We start from the raw sequence: 21,344 nt of genomic DNA, 5'->3' as shown, positions 1-21,344 counted from the left end.
GCTGGCGGGGCTATTCCTGCCAGCGACCCCATCCGAACATGATGTAGTCGCGCTGATAGACGTCGGCGATCAACGCCTCGATTTCATCGTCATAAATCTCGGCCAGCGTATAGGGCTGATCCGGCGCGGCCTCTGCGACGGGCGCTGCACCCGGCCGCCCTACCTGTTTGGCCAGGGCGCCGAGTTGCAGTTGCATCTCGTCTTCGCGGATGATGACGTCTGGCAGGCTGAATTGCGCCATGCCTTGCAGCACGGCGGTTTTCGTCGCCCAATTTGCATCTACCCGCACGCTGGTCTGGCCACGCAGGTTGGCGCGCAAAAACTCAAGGAACGCAGTAAACGCGAGGTAATGCGCGCGCCTGTCATATGTCGCGTCCGGGCCACCGCCGGGAATGGGCAGCTTGTGAAAGTTGCGCAAGATGCGGCGGATTTCGCCCAGGCAGCCTGGGCCGGGCGTCAGGATACGGTGGCAAAAGGCCGCGTGCGCGCGCGCCGCCGGGTGACGGATCACGGTAAAACTGCGATGCCCGGTCGCTTGCCGCATCCATTGGCGCAGGCCCTTCTGATTCATCTTGGTCAAGAGCGCCTCGGGTGCCACGGCGTCCAGCCCAGCCATCCAATTGATCACTTCGGCCTCGGGCCCGGATTTGACCGGCATATAGATCAGTGGCGCCTTATAGGCGACGATATGCGCCGGCACGGCGGGGCCGCGGCGCGGCTCGAACTCGGGGGTGCGGGTCAGGTTGAAGCGATCCAGCCCCGACAGCGCCTGCGCCATATCGTCGAAATTGGCGACCTTGTCCGATAGGGGCGCCGGGTTCTGGATCTTGAGCGCGCCGTCCAGCGCTTCGAGTGTCTCATCGACGCCGAGATAGCGCGCGAGGCCGTTGATAACCTCGATCTCGTTCAGGTCCTCGTAGGAGATGTAGAAGGCGGTCTGGCCCGACCGCTGAAGGCTGGCCTGAACCTCGATCTGGAAGGCCTGCAGGTTGGCGACATGGCGCTCGAATTCCTCGGCGTCGAATGTTGCCTTGGCATCCTTGCGGCGCTTGATGTTGGTCAGTTTCCACTGCCCCGTTTCCTGCGCGATCTTCCAGCTGACATAGCTTTCGGCGGGGTTGCGCGTCAGTACGATCTTGGCGCAGCGCGGGTCATTCAGCACGATTTCGATCGCGCGCGGATCGTGGTTGTGAAAAAGGCGAAAGCCGCCCATCCCGTCAGATCCGTCGCGGATGGTTTCGATCAGGCGCGCCGGATCGCCTTCCCGCATTGCCTGCGTCATGCCCAGGATTTCGGTGCGGTTGGGATAGCCGATGAAGGCAGGGTTAAACGCCTCGCCATGGCATTCGATGCCCTGAAAGGCGTTCAGATGCGATTCCAGCAGGTTCGAACCGGTGCGCATTTCGGCCAGCACCACGAAATAGTCGAAACCCTTCATCGCCTACCGCACCAGATAGGGTTTGCGCGCGTTTGTCGGCGCCTCGTGCAGGTCATGCGCGACGGGGAAATTGCCCATCAGATAGGGGTGCATCCCCTGGTTCTTGAGGTTTTGCAGGAATTGGCCAAAGCCAGTCAGATCGACCATCTTGGGCACCTCCGAGATGCCGCGCTGTTTTTGTTGTGGGCCGATCTCGTCGATGATGGTCTGTAGCGGCTCCATCGGCGCCTCGATGAATTCGGCCATCGTCCAGATGCGCACACGTGCCTTTGTCCAGCTGGAGCGCAGAATTTCCAAGTGTTTCGATTCCAGCCGCTGCAAGCGTGCTGCCTCGCGCCGGATATCGATGAAATTCCCATTGGACTGGAACAGCGGGATCGCCCACGCGCCCGAGATGACCGAGATCTGCGCGTTGGGATCCTTGGCAATGTGCCAGTTGATCGCCTGATTGTCCTGAGGGCCAAACTGAAAACACTGCCGCTCGCCCCGCGTGTTCCAGATCAGGCTGGCGAGGAAAGCGCGCGGGTTATAGTCGCGCAGTGCCGCGCTGTCGCTGAGCGCGCCATTGATCACGGTCGCGCCTTCGCTGAAATCGGCACGTTCGGGCGCAAAAATGTGACCGTGGACCCGCGCGCCGGTGGCGCGGGCCAGCCACGGCTCAAAATTCTCGAAAAGCTGGGCAAACCCGTGGAAGACCGAGTACTGGGCCGAGGTCAGCCCGTTTTCGCGCGTCTCGACAGGAAAGCGGCTTTGCATGTAAAGGCCGGGGCGCCCGCGCGTGCGCCGCTCGACCGCCTTCGAGAAGATGCGATCGATCTTGGCCGGGTTCGGCTCGGTCCGCTTCATCGCGCCGGCCTCATCCGTGAGGAATGCGTCATAGAGGCGATTGGCCCGCGGCCAGATCTTGCGCGCGACAAAGCAATCCGAGCGACGCAAAAGCTGCAGATGATCGTCGTAGAAAATGTGCGGTTTACCCTGGTAATCGAATTTTGACAGGGTCAGCGACCGGCTCTCGATCTGGCAAGAATACTGGCGCGCAAGGGTCTGGAAATAGCTCTCGTCCGGGATCCAGACCTTGGAGAAATAGCGGTCATAGGCGGCGCGCTCGGGATCGCTGAGGATGGCTGACAGGGTCTGGCGCGTCAGGCACCACCATTGGCTGCCCATATGAGGCACGATACCGCCGGGGATGCGCCGCTTCATCCCGAGGGCGCGTTGCAGGGCCACATAGCGGTCGAAAAGATAGCGATGCCGGCGCCACGAGAACGGAAAGCGCAGGGTAAACCGCTCGGCATCCAGGCCGCCGATGGTCCAGGGGACGTCGGCGGTGGTTGCGCTTTCGATGAAATCGGTGTGGGGCCGCGCCGCGAGATAGTCGATCAACTCCTGCACCGGGCGCAGCGGCAGGCACGAGCCTGAGGCCAGGTAGACGTGCCGCACTTGCGGAAATTCCTCCAGCATCATCTCGGACGCGCTTTGCGATGCAGCCACCAAGCCCCAGGTACCCCATTCGCAGCGATGCCGCTTGGAAAAGCGTACGTCGGGCAGATCGGCCAGCGCCTCGCGGAAGGCGCGATAGGTCTTGGCAGGCACTGAAAGGTCTGCATGGATAACGATGGGACAGCCTGCGGCGGACCAGTGCCGCGCCACCTGTTCGGCCCGGCCAAGCGCCGTGTGGACCAGCATGACGATACCGACGCTCATCCCACCCGTGCCCTCGATACCAACTGTCTCATGCCCAGTTTCCCTTGGACATGAGGCCCAGAATTTCCAATTGCCTCCAGTTTATATACTTTTCCGACCATTTGCACCAAAGCTCTGGCTGCTCGGCCAGGTTTTCCATGTAGGCCTTGTATTCCAATGAGGCGCGATAATGCTGCTTGCGCTCCATTTCCTCCTCGGCCTTCTGGGTGAAGGTGTCGAGGAATTTCGCATGGAGCAGGACACCGCTCGCCGTTTCGCCGCCCCATTCGTCGTAGACGAGGTTCAGACCGCGCGGCAGCAGCATGTGGGTTGAGCTGACATAGGCGTAGCGCCGGTTCCACTTGACCAGCGGGATCTTGTTCAGCGCGGGCGCCTTCTTGGGCTGATCGGCAAAGAAAACGCGGGCGCGAGGGCCGCCCTGAATCCACAGATTGCCGAACTTGTGGTTCTTCTCGATCATGTAATTCCCGGGATCGAACCACGAGGCGATCTCGATCGGGTCCTGCCCGCGGCGGTAGGGCACGGCATCCAGCCGCCCCTTGGGATACATATCCAGCAGCATCGCGCCGAAACTGCGCACGTTCGAGCCATCAAGCCAGTCGGTCAGCGCGCGGATGGGCCGCGTGTCGCAGAAGGGGTAGATGAACAGCTCGTCGGGATCGACGACCAGCGTCCAGTGGTCGTGTCCGTATTTGGCCTGCAGCCGGTTCAGCCAGTCAACGCCAAAGCGCGCGTTTCGATAGCTGCCAGTGGTGTGCCACAGCGACACGTCGGGCTGATCGGCCAGATAATCGCCGCTGCCATCACTGCTGTCATTGTCGACGATCAGGAAATGATCGACGCCCATATTCCGGTAATAGTCGAGGAAATAGGGCAGGCGCACATTTTCGTCCCGCAGGGTCGAGAAGAGCAGGATGTCGCCGGGCTCGATCTGAGCGGTGCGGTCGACCACCGGGCGCAGCGACAGGCCCTTGCGCAGCGACCGGGCCTTGGCATGCTTGCGGCGCAGGCGCATGCGGTAGGATTGCAAAATACTCAAACCGGCCCTCCCTGCGTCGCTGCCTCGCCCGCACCATAGCGGCCGGTGATTAAGGTTCTGTTGCCCCGCGTCTTGTGGCCCCGCGGCGATTTTCGCGGACGATAAGCTGTTGGCGCGCTTGGGTAAACTGTTATTGCAGCCATCACAGCCATGTGCCCCGCGACATCAGGCCCAGCGCCTCGAGCTGGCGCCAACCGCGATACCGGGTAGAGCCCTCGCACCACAGGTCTGGATCCTCGGTCAGGCTGTCGTAATAGGCGTCGTAGAGAGAGGAGTTGGCGAAGTGCTCGCGGCGCTCTTTCTCTTCGGCGGATTTCTCCGTGACCATGCTCAGAAACTTGGTATGGAGCAGCACGCCACTGACGAATTCTCCGCCCGCCTCATCGTAGACATGGTTCAGTCGCCGTGGCAGAGCCGAGTGGGCCGAGCTGACATAGGCATAGCCGCGATGCCATTTCACCAGGGGTACCTTGCCCATCGTGGGCGCGCGCCGTGGCTCACCGGCAAAGAAAGAACGGGCGCGTGGGCCACCCTGAATCCACAGGTTTTGCAGGCGTTTCTGCTTTTGTATCATGTAGTTGCCTGCGTCGAACCAAGGCAAGGCCTCGCGCGGATCCTGTCCCGCCGCATAGGGCGCCGCGCTGAGGCGGCCCTTGGGATACATGTCCAGCATGAGCGCGCCGAAGGACGCGATGCCGCGCCCGTCCAGCCATTCGGTCAGTGCAGGCAGGGGCCGTGTGTCGTGAAACGGATAGATCAGCAGCTCGTCCGCGTCGGCGGTCAGGCACCAGTGACCGTGGCCGTGACGCATCTGCAGCCAAGTCAGCCAGTCAACGCCGAACCGGGACAAACGGTAGCTGTGCGGTGTGCGCCAGAGCGATACATCGGGCTGCGCCACAAGGTAGTCACGCGTGCTGTCGTCAGATGCATTGTCCACGATCAGGAAATGATCGACGCCCAGCGCGCGGTGATGTTCCAGCCAATAGGGCAGGCGGACCGCCTCGTTCCGGACCGTGGAAAAGCCGAGGATGGCGCCTCGGGTAATCTGCGCCGTGCGGTCGACGACGACGCTGAGTTGCCGCCGCTTGCGCCAGCTGCGCCAGAGCAGGCGCCGCCGTTTCCAGCGCAGGCGATAGGCCATGGCCAATTCCGCTGCGGCATCCCTGATCTGCGCGCTGCCGGTCATCCGCTCTCCGCACCGTTCAATAAGTCAGACTCGCGCCTATTTTTCGTAATGTCCAGTTCCGTGCCAACGCCATGCATCCGCGATCATGCGGTCCATTGTGCTGCGCTGCGCGCGCCAGCCCAGCTCGGCCTCGGCGCGGGTCGAGCCCGAGACCAGCTTGGTGCAATCGCCGGGGCGGCGCGGCCCCTCGATCACCGGAACTTCGGCATTGGTGACGGCGCCTGCGTGGCCGATCACGTCGCGCACCGAAAATCCGGTGCCGGTGCCCAAGTTGAAGACGCGGCTGCCCTTGCCTTCCTCCAGCCAGCGCAGCCCCAGCACATGCGCATCCACCAGATCGCAGACATGCACATAGTCGCGGATGCAGGTGCCGTCAGGCGTGTCGTAATCCGTGCCGAAGATGGTCAGCGCGTCGCGCTTGCCCTGCACGGCGTCCAGCATCAGAGGGACCAGATGCGTTTCGGGCTGGTGAAACTCGCCCACCTCGGCCTCGGGATCGGCGCCGGCGACGTTGAAATAGCGGAAGATGACGTGGCGCAGGTTATGCGCGATCTCGAAGTCGCGCAGCATGTCCTCGATCGCGCGTTTTGACGCGCCATAGGCGTTGATTGGATGCTGTGCGCTATCCTCGTCGAGCACGACATTATCCTGATCGCCATAGGTCGCGCAGGTCGAGCTGAAGACGAAATCGAGGCAGCGCGCGTGCACGGCCGCCTCCATCAGGGTCAGCGATCCGGCGACGTTGTTGTGCCAGTAAAGCTCGGGGACGCGCATCGACTCGCCCACTTGGCTCAGCGCGGCGAAATGCATCACGGCAGCCGGGTTGTAGGCGGCGAATACCTGGTCCAGCCGCGCGCGGTCCGTCAGCTCGCCCTGCTCGAACGGACCGAACTTGACCGCGTCCGCCCAGCCTGTGCTGAGATTGTCGTAAGTGACCGGAGTATAGCCCGCAGCCTTGAGCGCCTTGCAAGCGTGACTGCCGATATAGCCCGCCCCGCCTGTCACCAGAATATTCGTCACCCGCTGGTCGCCCCCGCCCTTCTACTGCGCGGACTTGGCCGCACCGACAATGTCGTAAAGGAAGTTCTGCAGGTCGTCTCGCAGATCATCACGCGCCAGCGCGAAGGCGACTGTGGCCTGCAAAAAGCCCGCCTTGGAGCCGCAATCATAGCGATGCCCGCGGAAGCGGAAGCCATAGACCTCTTCTCCAGCATCACGCGCGTCGGCGATGGCATCGGTCAGCTGGATCTCGCCGCCCGCGCCAACGGTCTTCTTGTTCAGCATCTGCAGGACCGTCGGTGTCAGGATATAGCGCCCTATCACGGCCAAGTTTGATGGCTGCGTGCCGGGCGCGGGTTTTTCCACCATGCCCTTGGTCGAAACCAGCGCGCCCATATCCTCCTTGATGTCGAGAATGCCATAGGACGATGTCTTGTCATCGGGCACCTGCATCGCGGCGACGATATTGCTTTGGGTTTGCTCGAACGCCTCGACCATTTGCTGCAGGCAGGGCTTGTCGGCGGCGATTACGTCGTCTGGGAGGATCACCGCAAAGGGCTCGTTCCCGATCAGGCGGCGGGCGCACCATACGGCGTGACCCAGGCCCAACGGCTTGTGCTGGCGCATGTACGCGATCTCGCCCGAGTCCATATTGGTGGATTTCAGGATCTCCAGCAGCTCTTTCTTGCCCTTCTTGCGCAGCTCCTGCTCAATCTGAGGTGCGTTGTCGAAGTAATCCTCAAGCGCGCCCTTGCCGCGCGAGGTCACGAAGATGAATTCCTTGATTCCGGCTGCGCGCGCCTCGTCGATGGCATACTGCACCAGCGGACGGTCGACGAGGGTCATGATCTCCTTGGGAACGGACTTGGTGGCAGGCAGGAAGCGGGTCCCCATGCCCGCGACCGGAAAGATCGCCTTCGTAACTTTACTGCGCATTATAACCCCTCGAAATTCTTTTCCGCCAAGATGGCACAGAAACCGCCCCTGCGCATCTTGGGATGCGCTTTGAGAACAAGATTTAGCCAAAAACGTTGCATTTTATTTAACCTGCAGCAGCAAAAACACGATTACGGCAGGTTTTCGCCGCATCCTGTCCGGGCCAGTCAGGGCAGTTTCAGATCGATGCCCGGCGCGTGCGCGATAAAGAATGGGTTGGCATACCCGTCCTTGCCGTAGGTCAGCGGCGCGTGATCGTCAAAGCGCACAACGCGCCCACCAGCGCCAGCCAGAACGGCATGGCCAGCCGCCGTGTCCCATTCCATCGTCCGCCCCACGCGGGGGTAGATGTCGGCCTCTCCCGTGGCGACGAGGCAGAACTTGAGCGAGCTGCCCGCGCTTTTCATGTCCTTGGCGCTGTATTTCGAGATGTAGTCGTCCGTCGCCCGATCGCGGTGCGATTTGGACGCGACGATCATCAGCGCGTCATTGTCGGGAGACGACACCCGGATCGGCGTCTGCTCGCCCAAGGCGCCCTTGTCCAGCGCGCCCTTTTCCTCGACCGAGATGCCCTCGGCGGTGGTGTAGAACATCCGGCCCTTGGCGGGGGCATAGACGACGCCGCGGGTCGGTACGCCATTTTCGACCAACGCGATATTGACGGTGAAATCGCCCCGGCGGTGGATGAACTCCTTGGTCCCGTCCAGAGGATCCACGATCAGGAAGGTATCGGCGCGTTCGCTGTGCGAGTCCGCCTGCTCTTCGGTGACGAGGGTCACATTCGGAAAGGCCGCGCGCAAACCGGCCGAGATCAGCGCATCGGCGGCCTCGTCGGCGGCGGTGACGGGGCTGTCGTCGGACTTGGATTTGACGTCGAAATCGTCCTGACCGTAGATCTGCATGATGGCTTCACCTGCCTCCAGCGCAAGGCGCCGCATTTCGGTGGTCAGTTTAGCGTAATCCAAGGCAAAGCTCCTGCGGTTTTCGGGCGCACAACGCGCTGTTGCGAGAAATGGCCGCCCCCCTTATGGTCTCGTGCTAACGGAACGGCAAGAATTCCGTGACAGGACGGCAGGACCAACAGCGCAGGAGCCGCGCGATGTTTCAACAGATCCATCACCGATCGAAGCTGCACTCTGCCGTTTCGATCCTCGAGCTGATCTATCACGCTACGGTACGCGATGTGCGCAAGGCGCATGGCAACGCATTTATGGCGATCGGGCTGAACATCCTGCAGGCACTGGTATTTCTTGCTGCGTTTTACGTGATGTTCTCGGTGCTGGGCCTGCGCGGCGCGGCGCTGCGCGGTGATTTTCTGCTCTACATCATGTCGGGGATTTTTCTCTTCCTCACGCATATCAAGACGCTGGGCGCGGTTGTCGGCTCCGAAGGGCCGTCTTCTCCGATGATGAAGCATGCGCCGATGACGACGGCCATCGCCATCACCTCGGCGGCGCTGGGCGCGCTATACGTTCAGGTGTTTACCATGGCGCTGATCCTTTTTGCCTATCACGTCGCAGTGACGCCTTTCGAGGTGGAGTATCCGTTCGCGGCCATGGGCATGCTGCTGCTGGCATGGTTCACCGGTGCGGCGATCGGTCTGGTGCTTCTTGCGCTCAAGCCGTGGTTTCCGACGTTCGTTGCAACCTTTGCCACCGTCTATCAGCGGGCCAACATGATCGCCTCGGGCAAGATGTTCGTGGCCAACATGCTGCCGGGCTACATGCTGCGGATGTTCGACTGGAACCCGCTCTTTCACACGATCGACCAGGCGCGCGGGTTCGTCTTTGTGAATTATTCGCCCAATAACTCGAACATCGAGTATCCGATCATCGTCGCCGTTACGCTGACGATGATCGGCCTGATGGGGGAATTCTACACGCGCCGCCACGCCTCCTCCAGTTGGGAAGCGCGGCGCTGATCACCCGGCGCGGCGGACGGCCTCGGCGATATTGGCGACGACATCGCGCAGGATGTCCTCATCTTCGCATTCGGCCATGACGCGGATCAGCGGCTCGGTCCCCGAGGCACGGATCAACAGGCGGCCCTTTCCGGCAAGCCGTTGTTCCTGCGCCTCAATCACGGACTTCACGTCGCTATCGGTCAGCGGTGATGCACCCGCCGTCAGCTTGACGTTCTCCAGAAGCTGCGGGACCGGATCGAAACTGCGCAAGAGCGTGCTTGCCGGTTGGCCCGAATTGGCCATCGCGGCCAGAAATTGCAGACCCGCAACAAGGCCGTCGCCGGTGGTGGCGTGATCGCTCATCACGATATGGCCCGATTGCTCACCGCCGAGGTTGAAGCCGCCCGCACGCATCCGTTCGACCACGTGCCGGTCGCCCACCTTGGTGCGCTCCAGCGTGATGTCCATGCCGCCCAGATACCGCTCAAGCCCGAGGTTCGACATGACTGTGGCGACCAGAGTGCCGCCCGCCAGCGTGCCCGCCTCGGACCACAGCCGCGCGAAAAGGGCCATTATCTGATCGCCATCGGCGACGCGGCCCATCTCGTCGATCAGCACGATCCGGTCCGCATCCCCATCGAGGCAGATGCCCAGATCGGCGCCGTGGCGGCGCACCGCATCGGCAGCGGCCTGCGGCGAGGTCGACCCGCAAGACAGGTTGATATTATAGCCGTCCGGCTCGACCCCGATGGGGATCACCTCGGCGCCCAGCTCCCACAGGGCCTCGGGTGCGGCCTTGTAGGCGGCGCCATTGGCACAATCCACGACCACCTTGATCCCGGCCAGCCGGGTGCTGCGCGCGATCGTCGTCTTGGCGTATTCGACATAGCGGCCCTTGCCGTCATCAATCCGCTTGGCGCGGCCGATATTCATCGGCTTGGCCGGCTGGATATCGCCCGCGAGGATGCGCTCGATCTCTGCCTCGTCGGCATCGGACAGCTTGAACCCGTCGGGGCCGAAGAATTTGATCCCGTTGTCGTGATGCGGATTGTGGCTGGCCGAGATCATGATGCCCAGATCGGCCCGCATCGAGCGCGTCAGGAACGCGACCGCCGGTGTCGGCACCGGCCCCAGCAGCAGAACATTCATCCCGGTCGAGGTAAGCCCCGCCGTCAGCGCGTTTTCCAGCATATAGCCCGAGCGCCGCGTATCCTTGCCAATGACGACGCGGTGCCCGTTCAGACCGTCGCGGCGGAAATGGCGGCCCGCCGCCGCGCCCACGCGCAGGGCCATGTCGGCCGTCATGGGATAGGTGTTGGCCGTCCCGCGAATACCATCGGTGCCGAAAATCTTGCGCGTCATAAGTTCCTCATCGCTTCGAAGCATGCGTCTGCCGGTATCCGTCGGCGCGCGGCGGCGCAATGCGGACCCTTCGCGGGCCGTATAGAGATTTCGGCGCGCGATGGCGAGGCTGTGTATTGTCATCGAGACCCCGGACGTGCAGAAGCCCGCCAATGCCTGTTTCTTGGCCAGAGGCCTCATGATGCCCGATCCCGTTCAAAACCGTGTGCCGCGCTGGGCGATCTTCCTCACCGTTTTGATCGCACTTGCGCTCGCCATCGCCACGCTCAGCCCCGGCATGCCCGCGATCGGCCCCCAAGGCAGCGACAAGTGGCAGCATTTTGCCGGTTTTGCCCTGCTCGTGCTGCCTTTGGGCTATGCGCGGCCGGACTGGGGCTTGCGCATCCTCATCGGCGCTGCCGCGTTCGGCGGGGTGATTGAACTGATCCAGCCAAATGTGGGCCGCGCTGCGGAATGGGCGGATCTGGTGGCGGATATCGCCGGTGCCGCCGCCGGGATTCTCGCCATGCGATTGCTGACCCTGCGGCGCGGATAGGCTGAACCGGGCGGCTTAGTCTTGCGCCAGCGTTACGCCCGCGCCGCGCATCCCTGTCAACGCCGCATCCATCGAGCCGTTCAGATCGATCCCGCGGCAAAGCGCCGTCTCGACCCGCGTGTCATAGCCCAACTTGGCGGCGTCCACCGCCGAGAAATTGACGCAGAAATCCAGCGCAAGGCCGACCATCGTCAGCGCGGTGATCCCGCGCGTTTGCAGATAGCCATGCAGGCCCGTGGGCGTCTGGTGATCGTTCTCGAAAAAGGCCGAGTAGCTGTCGATTGCCGGATTGTGGCCTTTGCGGATGATCAGATCGGCGGCATCGGTCGCCAGCGCGGCGTGGAATCCGGCGCCGTGGCTGCCCTGAACACAGTGATCGGGCCACAGCACCTGCGGGCCGTAGGGCATCTGTATTACGTCCATCGGTTGCTGGCCCGGATGGCTCGACGCAAAGGAGGAATGCCCGGCCGGGTGCCAATCCTGCGTCAGGATCACGGCGCCGAAATCGGCCATACGGGCGTTGATTGGCGCGACAATCTCGTCGCCGCCGGTCACGGCCAAGGCGCCGCCGGGGCAGAAATCACGCTGCACGTCGATGACGATGAGGGCATGGGTCATGGGGCTCTCCGTTGGCTACTGCTCTGCGTAGGTGCCGGGGCGCCTTGCGTCAACATCAGGGGTCTTGTCCGCCCGGCGCCTTGGGCCTAAACCGGCGCCCATGTTTACCATCGCCGCTCTATATCACTTCTGCCGCATTGCGGATCCTGCCGCCCGGCAGGCGCCCTTGGCACAGCTCTGCGAGGCGCAGGGCATCACCGGATTGCTGATCCTGGCCGAGGAGGGCGTCAATGGCACCATCGCCGGGCCACGCGCTGGGGTGGACGCGGTTCTGGCGCATTTGCGCGCCTGGCCAGGTTTCGAGACGCTTGAGCACAAGGAAAGCACTAGCAAGATCCAGCCCTTCGGACGTCTCAAGGTGCGGATCAAGCGCGAGATCGTGACGATGGGCCAGCCCGGCGTCGATCCGCGCGCCCGCGCCGGGCATTACGTGGACCCCGCCGATTGGAACGATCTAATCGCGCAGCCCGACGTTGCCGTAATCGACACGCGCAACGATTTCGAGGTGGCCATCGGCACGTTTCAGGGCGCGATTGATCCCGAGACGACGAGCTTTCGGGACTTCCCCGCCTGGTGGGAGGAAAACAAGGACCGCTTCCATAACAAACGGATTGCGATGTTCTGCACCGGCGGCATCCGCTGCGAGAAGTCGACGAACTACCTCCTGGGGCAGGGCGTCAGTGATGTCTTTCATCTCAAGGGTGGCATCCTGAAATACCTTGAGGACGTGCCGCCGGAGCAGAGCACATGGCAGGGCGAATGCTTTGTCTTCGACGGCCGCGTATCGGTTGGTCACGGCCTGACCGAAGGGCGCCATCTGCTCTGCTATGCCTGTCGCCGTCCCATCCTGCCCGAGGATATGCAGCGCGCTGAATACGAGCAGGGTGTCGCCTGCCATCTGTGCACGGATGAGACGACCGAGGCGGACAAGGACGGCTTTCGCGAGCGGCAAAAGCAGATGGCTCTCGCCAAGGCGCGGGGCGCGCGCCACTTGCTGAACATCCCTGGCGGGGAAGGCTGAGACGCCGCGCGCCGCCCTTTCACTGTTCAGTAAAATACTCAAATCCCCCCGACAGCAAAAACCGGCGCCGCCTGAAGTGGCGCGCGCCGGTTTCGTCATGTCGTCAGACCCGCTCAGGGGATGGATTGAGCGGCGGCCCCCAGGGAGGAGGAGAGGGACCGCCGCCATGACCGGATATCTCAGGGAGGAGGGAAATATCCGGAACTCGGTTGCCGCTGAGTTTGTCGCGGCAGGATTCTATGTGCTCTGCACTCAGCCCTTGTGGCGCGTGCCGTAGACGGCCTGCCATGCATGGCTGGGGATGGTGCTGCGGCTCAGGCCCAGATCGGCCAACTCGTGATCCGACAGATCCGACAGCGCATTGACCGTCTGGCGGTAGGCGCGGCGGCGGGCAATCTTGTTTTTCATGTCGCCAAAGGCGGCGGACAGCGTGTGGCCAGCGGTGGCGCGGCCTGCATGTGCGTGCGATGTGTAGCTCATCTCGTGTTCCTTCGTCTTCGTTTGGGTGCCGCTGTCCGGTGGGGCTTGTAGAATGCCCTGCTTGAAATCCCGGCCTGTGCTGCGGCCTCAATTCGTTATAGCCCTTAATTAGGCTTTTGCTGCAGTTGCACAATCCTGTTCAGGGGCAATGCTGCTATGCAGCAAATGCATACGTAAAGCTGACCTAGCGTCAGGAATTCCTCAGGTTTTTCCGCGCTTTCCGGGATCGCCCTTGCCCATGCCGTTAAAATCGCCACCTATGAGCCATCACATTCAAGGAGGGGCACCATGGCCGTAACGCGCAGCGATATCGAGGCTCGGCTGAACAAGATCGAGCTACCGGACGGGGGCAGTCTGATGTCGCGCGACTGGGTACGCGCGCTCAGCGTCGAGGGCGGCGAGGTGCGCTTCGTGATCGAGGCGCCGACGCCCGAGATCGCCCGCCAAATCGAAGGCGTGCGCGCCGCCGCCGAGCGGGCCGTTGCGGAGATGCCCGGTGTGACCCGCGTCTCGGCCGCGCTGACGGCCCACGCGCCCTCGGCCAAAGCGCCGCCGCGGCCCGGCAGCGGGCAAGGTCAGGAGCCGCCCAGTCTGAAGATCGGCGGACACCCCAAGCCGCAGGAAGGCTCGATGAAGCCGGCCAGCGTCAAGTCCATTGTTGCCGTTGGTTCGGGCAAGGGTGGCGTGGGCAAGTCCACCGTGTCCTCCAACCTTGCCGTCGCGCTGGCGCGGGCGGGCAAGAAGGTGGGCCTCTTGGATGCGGATATCTACGGGCCCAGCCAGCCGCGCATGATGGGCGTAAGCAAACGCCCCGCCAGCCCCGATGGCAAGACGATCGAGCCACTGCACGCGCATGGCGTCACGCTTATGTCCATCGGTCTTATGCTGGATCCGGCCAAGGCGGTCGTCTGGCGCGGCCCGATGTTGATGGGGGCGCTGCAGCAGATGATCAGCCAGGTGCAATGGGGCGAGCTGGACGTGCTGATCGTCGATCTACCGCCCGGCACTGGCGACGTGCAACTGACGCTCTGCCAAAAGGCCGAGCCGTCGGGCGCCATCATCGTCTCGACCCCGCAGGACGTGGCGCTCTTGGATGCGCGCAAGGCGATGGACATGTTCAGCACCCTGAAAACGCCAATCCTGGGCATGATCGAGAACATGAGCACCTATGTCTGCCCCGAATGCGGGCATGAGGCGCAGATTTTCGGCCATGGCGGGGTCAAGGCCGAGGCCGAAAAGATGGGCCTGCCTTTCCTCGGCTCGCTGCCCATCGATCTCGACACGCGCATGGCAGGGGATTCCGGCACGCCCATTGCCGCAGGGGATGGCCCGGCAGCCGCTGCATATGCGGCACTTGCCCAGCGGCTGATCGACGGGGGGATCGTCTAGCGCCGCAAAGCGCCTGAACCAATAGGGCGCGCCCGGCGTTGGAGGTCAAAGCAAACGGAGCATTGCATGACCCTTCTCATCCTATATGTCGCCACTTTCGCGGTTTTTCTGGGCCTCGACTACATCGCGCTGACGAACCTGATCAAACCCACGTTCGAGAAGGACATCGCGCCGCTTTTGCTGGATAGCCCGCGCATCGGTCCGGCTGTTGTGTTCTATGCGTTCTACGTTGGCGTGCTTTTGTGGTTTGTCAGCTGGCCCGCTATGCAGGCTGACAAATCCCTGCTTTGGGTCTTTGCCTCTGGCGCGCTGATCGGCGCAATGGCTTACGGCACCTACGAGTTCACCAATCTTGCGACGCTCAAGGATTGGACGTGGCGGATGGTGGCGACCGACTTTACCTGGGGCACATTCCTCACGGGCACATCTGCGACGGCAGGCGTCGCCATCGCTCGCGCGATCGGCTGATCGACCTGCCTGCGCGCCGGGCTATTCGGGCAGGTCGACCGCGACCAGGCCAAGGCGGCGCGCGGCGGCCAGTGACAGAATTCCGCTGTCCAGCCCCTCGGGCTGTTGGTATTTGCGCACCGCTGCGCGTGTGCGCGCATCCATGTCGCCGGTAATCGCGCCTCGGTAGAGCGTGCGCGCCTTTAGCGCCCTTTGCAGTGAGCTGACAAAATCGGGGGTCAGGTCGGCGGGACAGGGTGTTTCGAACCATGTGACCTGCCGCTCTGTTACGATTTGCTGGCGCATTTCGGTTTTGTAAACGCCGGGCGCGCGCACGGTTCCGTCCGCCAGAATGTCTGGCGGTTGTACAAGGATCTGGTCCGTCACGGTCTCGATGACGGCTGGCGTGACGACCTTGCCCCAGCATGTGCCTGGCGCGGCGCCCGGCGGCGCCTCGGCCAAGGTCTGTATCAGGTTGGGCTCTCCGGCGCCGGGAACGGTCGCGCCGCAAGAGGCCAGCGCCATGACAGCCAGCAAGGAAAGTGGGCGAAGGATCAATGCACGTGCCTCGGTTGGCGGTCTGATGCCGTATTTCGCGCGACAATAGCCCCTTTTGCATGCGCGGGAAAGATCGCGGCATCGTGCGGCGCCCATTCGGCGGAGCTCGGTCGCTAGGGCTCTGGCTCGGGCCTTGGCTCTGGCGCAAGCAGACTGTCCAGCATGTCCGAGATATCCTCGATCCGTTCGGCTATCACATGGGTGACGCCGTGGTCGCGCTGCACCCGCCCGGTCACGCGCAGAAGGCGCCCAGAGATCACGGCGCGGCGGAACGCTTCGTACATCTTGCGCCAGACGATTACGTTGATCACTCCGGTCTCGTCCTCGAGCGTGAGAAAGATCACCCCCTTGGCCGTGCCGGGCCGCTGGCGCAGGATGACCAGACCCGCCACCGTCACCATTGCACCGGTGGGCGGCTGACCCAGCCGCGCGGCGACCAGGGCCGAGGGCGGGCGCGGCCAGTCATTGGATGGCCTGGCATTGCGTGCCTCAGCTGTGGCTTGTGCGTGATTCTGCATGCGAACATAAATAGAACATATGATGCGCCAAGCAACTCTTTCCTCATGATACGCGCGAATCCTCTGGTCTGGGCGCGGCATGAAAGCTAGGTATCGCGCAGCCGTCATCAGAGGGAGTTCGCGAGCATGGCCAAGATCACCTATATCGAGCATAACGGGACCAAGCATGAGGTCGACGTGCCTACGGGCCTGACCGTCATGGAAGGCGCGCGCGACAACAACATTCCCGGCATCGAGGCCGATTGCGGTGGCGCCTGTGCCTGCTCGACCTGCCATGTCTATGTCGATCCCGCCTGGGTCGAGAAACTGCCCGCCAAGGACGACATGGAAGAGGACATGCTGGATTTCGCCTACGAGCCTGATCCCGCCCGTTCGCGTCTGACCTGCCAGATCAAGGTGTCGGACGATCTGGACGGCCTCGTGGTGCAAATGCCCGAGAAGCAGATCTGATCACGATCGGGGCGCGGCGTCTCCTCGCGCGCCCCTTGTCATGCCTCGCCCGCCGCGCGTGGCTGTTGCCGTGCCTCTGGGTGGCCGGGCGGCACCCGGCGGCGCCGATTTCTGCGAGACGGACTGCTTTGCCGATGGGCGCCAGCCTCCTTGCCTTTGCCAGGGCGATTTAGCTCAGATAGAAGCGCTCGGCCTTCTTGGGGGCCGGGGCGGGTATGTCCAGATGGGGCGCGAGGCTGATTTCGATGGTGCGGCACATTGCATCCAGGGACAGACCATTCACCGTCTCGCCGAAGGGATGCGCCAATTCTTCGGTCACTTCGGCGAGGCCGAAGAAGATATAGGCGATGATCGCCACAAATAGCAGCGACATCCAGCCCGCCGACTCGATCAATCCGAAGGGAATGAGACCGCAGTAAAGATAGGTCGTGCGGAAGATCAGCAGCGAATAGACGTAAGGCAAGGGCGTTGTCGCGATCCGCTCGCATCCGGCTTGGGCAATGCTGATCGAAGCGAGACGCTCGGCCAGCGCGCGCCTTGCAAAACCATCGGGCGCCGCGCGAGCCACGGTCTCGGCCATGCGGTCCAAGATGGCGCAGGGCGGATGGGGCTGGGCCATATCATTCTCGCTCAGCCACTCGCGCGGCGCCGACGCCGTGGGCAGTTTGCGCAGGTTGATCCGATGCGCATGGATAAACCCGATAGCCAGGCGCAGAACCTTTTTTCTGTCTTCTTGCTCGGGCAGAAAGATCTCGACGTCTCGCGCCAGGCTTCGCATGTCGGCGATCAGCTGACCCCAAAGCTTGCGCCCCTCCCACCACCGATTATGCGCGGCGTTGTTGCGAAAGCCAAGAAACAGCGACAGCGCGATCCCGAAAACGGCGAAGGGCGCCGGGTCGGGATGGGGCAGCGCGGTGTAGACGGTATCGAACCAGACCAGCAGCGCGGCAAAGCCGGTGACAACCACGATTCGCGGCACGATCCGCGGCAGGACAGAGCCCCGCACCGAGAAGAGCAGCTGTAGCACGCCGGGCTTGTCACGGATGATCATCGCAAGGGTATTCCTCTAAAGCGGCTAGAGCGCCCGCCATCCGATATCGCGGCGGCAAAAGCCCTCGGGCCAGTCGATACGGTCCACCATGCCATAGGCGCGATCCGCCGCCTCGCGCAGGGTTGCGCCGCGCGCGGTCACGTTCAGAACGCGTCCACCCGATGCGGTGATCTTGCCATCCTTGGCCGCGGTGCCCGCGTGGAATACCATGTTGAAACTGTCGGCAGGGCACGCCTCCAGCCCACCGATCACGCTCCCCTTGGCATAGTCGCCGGGATAGCCCTCGGCGGCCATGACCACCGTCAGCGCGTGATCGTCAGCCCAGTTGACCTGGGCGCTGTCCAGCCGCCCCTCGGCCGCCGCATGCATCAGGTCAAACGCCTGTGCGCCAAGGCGCATCATCAGCACCTGGCATTCGGGATCGCCGAAGCGCACGTTGTATTCCACAAGGCGGGGCTGGCCGTCTTTGATCATCAGTCCCGCATAGAGCACCCCCTGAAAGGGCGTGCCGCGACGGGCCATTTCCTCGACGCAGGGGCGCACGATGCGGTCCATCGCAAGCGCCTCGATCTCGGGCGTCAGGACGGGGGCAGGGGAATAGGCGCCCATGCCGCCCGTGTTGGGGCCGGTGTCGCCTTCGCCGACGCGCTTGTGATCCTGCGCCGAGCCGATGGAGAGGATGTTCGCCCCGTCGCACAGCACGAAGAGCGACGCTTCCTCGCCCTCCATGAACTCTTCGATCACCACCTCGGCGCCCGCGCCGCCAAAGGCGCCGCCGAACATGTCGTCGATGGCGGCATGTGCCTCGGCTACCGTCTCGGCGATGATCACGCCCTTACCCGCGGCAAGGCCGTCGGCCTTGATCACGATGGGCGCGCCTTGGGCCGCGACATAATCGCGCGCGGCGGCGGCATCGGTGAAATGGCCGTAAGCGGCGGTGGGCGCATTCGCGACGTCGCAGATTTCCTTGGTAAAGCTTTTCGATGCCTCCAGCTGCGCGGCGGCGGCGGAGGGGCCAAACGTCAGGATGCCGGCCTCGCGCAGGCGGTCGGCTACACCGGCGGCCAGCGGTGCCTCGGGGCCGACGATGACGAAGTCGATCGCTTCTTCCTCGGCAAAGGTCATGACTGCGCCTGGGTCCATGATGTCGAGAGTCGCGCATTCGGCGATTGCGTTGATGCCCGCATTGCCCGGCGCCACGATCAGCCGGTCGCATTTGGGATTCTGCAGGACGGCCCAGGCCAGACTGTGCTCGCGCCCGCCGCTGCCGAGGATCAAGATATTCATGCCGCTCTCCCGTTCTTGCGCCAACCGCTCAATAGGGCCATGGCGCCGCACAGGCAAGCGGCGGACCGGATGGAACGAGGCGCCGATGCTCTGCGTTGGCTGGCCAATAGGTTCACACGCAGGAAAGGAAATGCAATGACCGATATTTCTGACCGCAAAGTCGCAATTCTCGCAACCAACGGGTTCGAACAGTCCGAGTTGGAATCGCCTCTGAAGGCACTGAAAGACGCTGGCGCCACCGTCCATGTCATCGCCCCCGAGGGCGGCGAAATCCGTGGCTGGGATGGCGATGATTGGGGTAGCAAGGTTGCCGTTGATCACACGTTGGATGCAGTAAAATCCGCCGATTACGATGCGCTGATGCTGCCCGGCGGACAAATCAACCCGGACGTTCTGCGTGCCAATCCCGATGCCGTCACTTTCGTGCGGGCATTCTGGGATGCCAAGAAGCCCATCGGCGCCATTTGCCATGCACCATGGCTGCTGATCGAGGCCGAGATTGTTGATGGCCGGCGCGTCACCTCTTTCCCGTCGATCCGCAAGGATGTCGAGAATGCGGGAGGCATATGGGAGGACAGCGAGGTCGTCTGCGACAAGGCTCTGGTGACCAGCCGCAATCCCGATGACCTGCCCGCATTCAATGCCAAGCTGATCGAAGAGATCGCCGAGGGCAAACACCGCTCGCGAGCCGCCTAGGGCCGTATAGGCGGCACCAATGTCGTGCGGCTTTTCAACCGCGCCGGGATCGGGCATTGATGAGATATGTCAGACCTTATCGATGATCCCGATCCCGGCGCAAACGCGCCCGAATTCTCGGTCTCGGACCTTTCGGGTGCGATCAAGCGCCTGATTGAGGGCGAGTTCTCGTTCGTTCGGGTCAAGGGTGAAATCGGGCGCGTGTCTCGGCCCAAGTCGGGGCACATCTATTTGGACCTCAAGGATGACCGCGCCGTCATCAACGGCATCATCTGGAAAGGTGTCGCGGGCCGTTTGCCGGTTCAGCCCGAAGAGGGAATGGAAGTCGTGGCCACGGGCCGACTGACCACATTCCCTGGGCAATCCCGCTATCAAATCGTCATCGAGGATATCAAACCGGCCGGTGCTGGCGCGCTGATGGCGATGCTGGAACGGCGCCGCGCGGCGTTGGCTGGTGAGGGTCTTTTTGATGAGGGTCGAAAGAAAAGGCTTCCGTACCTGCCTGAAATTATCGGGGTCGTGACCTCGCCATCGGGCGCGGTCATTCGCGATATCCTGCACCGCCTGCGGGACCGTTTCCCGCGCAAAGTCATTATCTGGCCCGTTGCTGTACAGGGCGAGCGCTGTGCGCCTGAGGTGACCCGTGCCATCCACGGTTTTAACGCGATGACACCGGGCGGCGCCATGCCGCGACCGGATCTGATCATCGTCGCGCGGGGCGGTGGCAGTATCGAGGATCTGTGGGGGTTCAACGAGGAATCCGTCGTTCGCGCCGCAGCGGCCAGCGACATTCCCCTGATTTCCGCCGTCGGGCACGAAACGGACACCACCTTGATCGATTACGCTTCGGATAAGCGCGCGCCGACACCGACGGCCGCCGCCGAGCTGGCCGTGCCTGTCCGGCTTGAACTGCTGGCATGGCTCGACGGGCAGGAGGGGCGGCTGATCCAGGCGCTGAGTGGCGGTGTGGCACAGCGCGGTCAGCGCCTCCGCGATCTGGCGCGCGCGCTGCCCCGGCCCGAGGTGCTGCTCGATGGACCGCGCCAGCGGATCGACCTTTGGGGCGATCGCTTGCCTGCCGCGCTGATACGGGGCGTGCAACTGCGGCGTGTTGCCCTTTCCGAAGCGGGCGGCGCCCTGCGGCCCGGTGTGCTGCGCCGCATGATCGAGGGCGACACCCGCAGATTACGCGCGGCCAGCGAGCGGATGGGCGGTGCGCTTGAGCGGCGCACGCGCGACGATCGGCGTCGCCTTGATGCGCTGGCGGCGCGGTTCGCCGCCCGCGCGCCGGGCGAGGGTGTGGCCGCGCGGCGCGCGCAGATGGACCGCATGAACGAGCGCCTCTCGGCAGCGGGGCAGCGGCAGATCGATGGCTGGGCTCAGCGCATCGCCGCGCTGGACCGGCTGCGCGAGACGTTGGGCTATCGCGAAACGCTCAAGCGTGGCTATGCCGTGGTGCGCAGTGATGGCGCCTTGGTCACCACGCGCAAGGAGGCCAAGGCCGCCGGTGCTCTGGAAATCGAATTCGCAGATGGCCGGCTGGGGATTGGCGGCGCTGCGGCCCCGGCGCCGCGCAAGAAGGACAAGCCTGATGCGCCCGATCAAGGCTCGCTCTTCTAGGCGGAGCGCGGGAAGGGGGCGCGGAAACAGCCGTTTCCGCGTTTCCCTGCCGCGAACGATGCGCGGTAAAACCGCGATATTGTCCAGTGCGCGCCCCGTTTGCGCCT

At 63.4% G+C, this 21,344-nt stretch carries 22 protein-coding genes; 8 read left to right on the top strand and 14 right to left on the bottom strand.

The features are described 5' to 3' along the window. Window positions 1-10: 10 nt before the first annotated feature. The 7 genes from BW975_RS00190 to cysQ form a co-directional block, all read right to left on the bottom strand. Window positions 11-1,438 (bottom strand): sulfotransferase family 2 domain-containing protein, encoded by a 1,428-nt coding sequence (locus BW975_RS00190; protein ID WP_076529949.1) that lies wholly within the window; start codon window positions 1,436-1,438, stop codon window positions 11-13. Window positions 1,439-1,441: 3 nt separating this feature from the next. Then, a complete protein-coding gene (locus tag BW975_RS00185; RefSeq protein WP_076529947.1) occupies window positions 1,442-3,142 on the bottom strand; it encodes a DUF5927 domain-containing protein in 1,701 nt (566 codons plus the stop codon). A 28-nt stretch (window positions 3,143-3,170) separates the two neighbouring features. After that, on the bottom strand, window positions 3,171-4,157 hold the full coding sequence (locus BW975_RS00180) for a glycosyltransferase family 2 protein (RefSeq protein ID WP_076529945.1): 987 nt from the start codon (window positions 4,155-4,157) through the stop codon (window positions 3,171-3,173). A 166-nt stretch (window positions 4,158-4,323) separates the two neighbouring features. Further along, complete coding sequence (locus BW975_RS00175; protein ID WP_076529943.1) at window positions 4,324-5,367, bottom strand: glycosyltransferase family 2 protein; 1,044 nt, start codon at window positions 5,365-5,367, stop codon at window positions 4,324-4,326. Between the two features lie 36 nt (window positions 5,368-5,403). Continuing rightward, window positions 5,404-6,387 carry a UDP-glucose 4-epimerase GalE gene (galE, locus tag BW975_RS00170; protein ID WP_076529941.1) on the bottom strand — a complete coding sequence of 328 codons (984 nt, stop codon included), beginning with the start codon at window positions 6,385-6,387 and terminating at the stop codon, window positions 5,404-5,406. A 21-nt stretch (window positions 6,388-6,408) separates the two neighbouring features. Continuing rightward, window positions 6,409-7,302, bottom strand: a complete 894-nt coding sequence (locus BW975_RS00165; protein WP_076529939.1) for a UTP--glucose-1-phosphate uridylyltransferase — start codon at window positions 7,300-7,302, stop codon at window positions 6,409-6,411. A gap of 167 nt (window positions 7,303-7,469) precedes the next feature. Then, the gene (gene cysQ / locus BW975_RS00160) at window positions 7,470-8,267 is read right to left on the bottom strand and encodes a 3'(2'),5'-bisphosphate nucleotidase CysQ (protein WP_272482014.1); all 798 of its coding nucleotides are present in this window, start codon (window positions 8,265-8,267) and stop codon (window positions 7,470-7,472) included. Window positions 8,268-8,401: 134 nt separating this feature from the next. Between cysQ and BW975_RS00155 the strand changes: the two genes are divergently transcribed. Next, window positions 8,402-9,223, top strand: coding sequence for an ABC transporter permease (locus BW975_RS00155; RefSeq protein WP_076529937.1), 822 nt, complete (start codon window positions 8,402-8,404; stop codon window positions 9,221-9,223). Here BW975_RS00155 and glmM read toward each other — a convergent pair whose 3' ends face one another. Next, window positions 9,224-10,567, bottom strand: a complete 1,344-nt coding sequence (gene glmM / locus BW975_RS00150; RefSeq protein WP_076533205.1) for a phosphoglucosamine mutase — start codon at window positions 10,565-10,567, stop codon at window positions 9,224-9,226. It abuts the gene before it with no gap. A 181-nt stretch (window positions 10,568-10,748) separates the two neighbouring features. Between glmM and BW975_RS00145 the strand changes: the two genes are divergently transcribed. Next, window positions 10,749-11,102, top strand: a complete 354-nt coding sequence (locus BW975_RS00145) for a VanZ family protein (protein ID WP_076533203.1) — start codon at window positions 10,749-10,751, stop codon at window positions 11,100-11,102. A 15-nt stretch (window positions 11,103-11,117) separates the two neighbouring features. Here the strand turns inward: BW975_RS00145 and pncA are convergent, their stop codons facing one another. Beyond that, complete coding sequence (gene pncA / locus BW975_RS00140) at window positions 11,118-11,720, bottom strand: bifunctional nicotinamidase/pyrazinamidase (RefSeq protein WP_076529934.1); 603 nt, start codon at window positions 11,718-11,720, stop codon at window positions 11,118-11,120. 100 nt (window positions 11,721-11,820) lie between these two features. Here pncA and trhO point away from each other — a divergent pair, with 100 nt between their 5' ends. Beyond that, complete coding sequence (gene trhO / locus BW975_RS00135; RefSeq protein ID WP_076529932.1) at window positions 11,821-12,741, top strand: oxygen-dependent tRNA uridine(34) hydroxylase TrhO; 921 nt, start codon at window positions 11,821-11,823, stop codon at window positions 12,739-12,741. A 252-nt stretch (window positions 12,742-12,993) separates the two neighbouring features. Here the strand turns inward: trhO and BW975_RS00130 are convergent, their stop codons facing one another. After that, window positions 12,994-13,221 (bottom strand): DUF1127 domain-containing protein, encoded by a 228-nt coding sequence (locus BW975_RS00130; protein ID WP_076529930.1) that lies wholly within the window; start codon window positions 13,219-13,221, stop codon window positions 12,994-12,996. A gap of 288 nt (window positions 13,222-13,509) precedes the next feature. Here BW975_RS00130 and BW975_RS00125 point away from each other — a divergent pair, with 288 nt between their 5' ends. Further along, window positions 13,510-14,610 carry an Mrp/NBP35 family ATP-binding protein gene (locus BW975_RS00125; protein ID WP_076529928.1) on the top strand — a complete coding sequence of 367 codons (1,101 nt, stop codon included), beginning with the start codon at window positions 13,510-13,512 and terminating at the stop codon, window positions 14,608-14,610. 66 nt (window positions 14,611-14,676) lie between these two features. Further along, window positions 14,677-15,078, top strand: coding sequence for a DUF2177 family protein (locus BW975_RS00120; protein WP_076529926.1), 402 nt, complete (start codon window positions 14,677-14,679; stop codon window positions 15,076-15,078). Between the two features lie 21 nt (window positions 15,079-15,099). Here BW975_RS00120 and BW975_RS00115 read toward each other — a convergent pair whose 3' ends face one another. Next, window positions 15,100-15,615 (bottom strand): peptidoglycan-binding domain-containing protein, encoded by a 516-nt coding sequence (locus BW975_RS00115; protein ID WP_418314297.1) that lies wholly within the window; start codon window positions 15,613-15,615, stop codon window positions 15,100-15,102. A gap of 113 nt (window positions 15,616-15,728) precedes the next feature. Continuing rightward, window positions 15,729-16,133, bottom strand: a complete 405-nt coding sequence (locus tag BW975_RS00110) for an OB-fold nucleic acid binding domain-containing protein (protein ID WP_076529921.1) — start codon at window positions 16,131-16,133, stop codon at window positions 15,729-15,731. 126 nt (window positions 16,134-16,259) lie between these two features. On the opposite strand from BW975_RS00110, the gene BW975_RS00105 reads away from it, so the two are divergent. Then, window positions 16,260-16,583: a 2Fe-2S iron-sulfur cluster-binding protein gene (locus BW975_RS00105; protein ID WP_076529919.1), complete on the top strand. Its 324-nt coding sequence runs from the start codon at window positions 16,260-16,262 to the stop codon at window positions 16,581-16,583. Window positions 16,584-16,752: 169 nt separating this feature from the next. Here BW975_RS00105 and BW975_RS00100 read toward each other — a convergent pair whose 3' ends face one another. Together BW975_RS00100 and purD are read right to left on the bottom strand one after the other, a co-directional pair. Beyond that, window positions 16,753-17,634, bottom strand: a complete 882-nt coding sequence (locus tag BW975_RS00100) for a bestrophin family protein (RefSeq protein ID WP_076529917.1) — start codon at window positions 17,632-17,634, stop codon at window positions 16,753-16,755. Window positions 17,635-17,658: 24 nt separating this feature from the next. After that, window positions 17,659-18,921: a phosphoribosylamine--glycine ligase gene (purD, locus tag BW975_RS00095; protein WP_076529915.1), complete on the bottom strand. Its 1,263-nt coding sequence runs from the start codon at window positions 18,919-18,921 to the stop codon at window positions 17,659-17,661. 135 nt (window positions 18,922-19,056) lie between these two features. On the opposite strand from purD, the gene BW975_RS00090 reads away from it, so the two are divergent. Next, a complete protein-coding gene (locus BW975_RS00090; protein WP_076529913.1) occupies window positions 19,057-19,617 on the top strand; it encodes a type 1 glutamine amidotransferase domain-containing protein in 561 nt (186 codons plus the stop codon). Window positions 19,618-19,683: 66 nt separating this feature from the next. Next, complete coding sequence (xseA, locus tag BW975_RS00085) at window positions 19,684-21,237, top strand: exodeoxyribonuclease VII large subunit (RefSeq protein WP_076529911.1); 1,554 nt, start codon at window positions 19,684-19,686, stop codon at window positions 21,235-21,237. The last annotated feature ends 107 nt before the right edge of the window (window positions 21,238-21,344 follow it).

Source organism: Roseovarius nanhaiticus, from assembly GCF_900156535.1.
Taxonomy (GTDB): domain Bacteria; phylum Pseudomonadota; class Alphaproteobacteria; order Rhodobacterales; family Rhodobacteraceae; genus Roseovarius; species Roseovarius nanhaiticus.
This window is presented reverse-complemented; position numbering and strand designations above follow the sequence as displayed.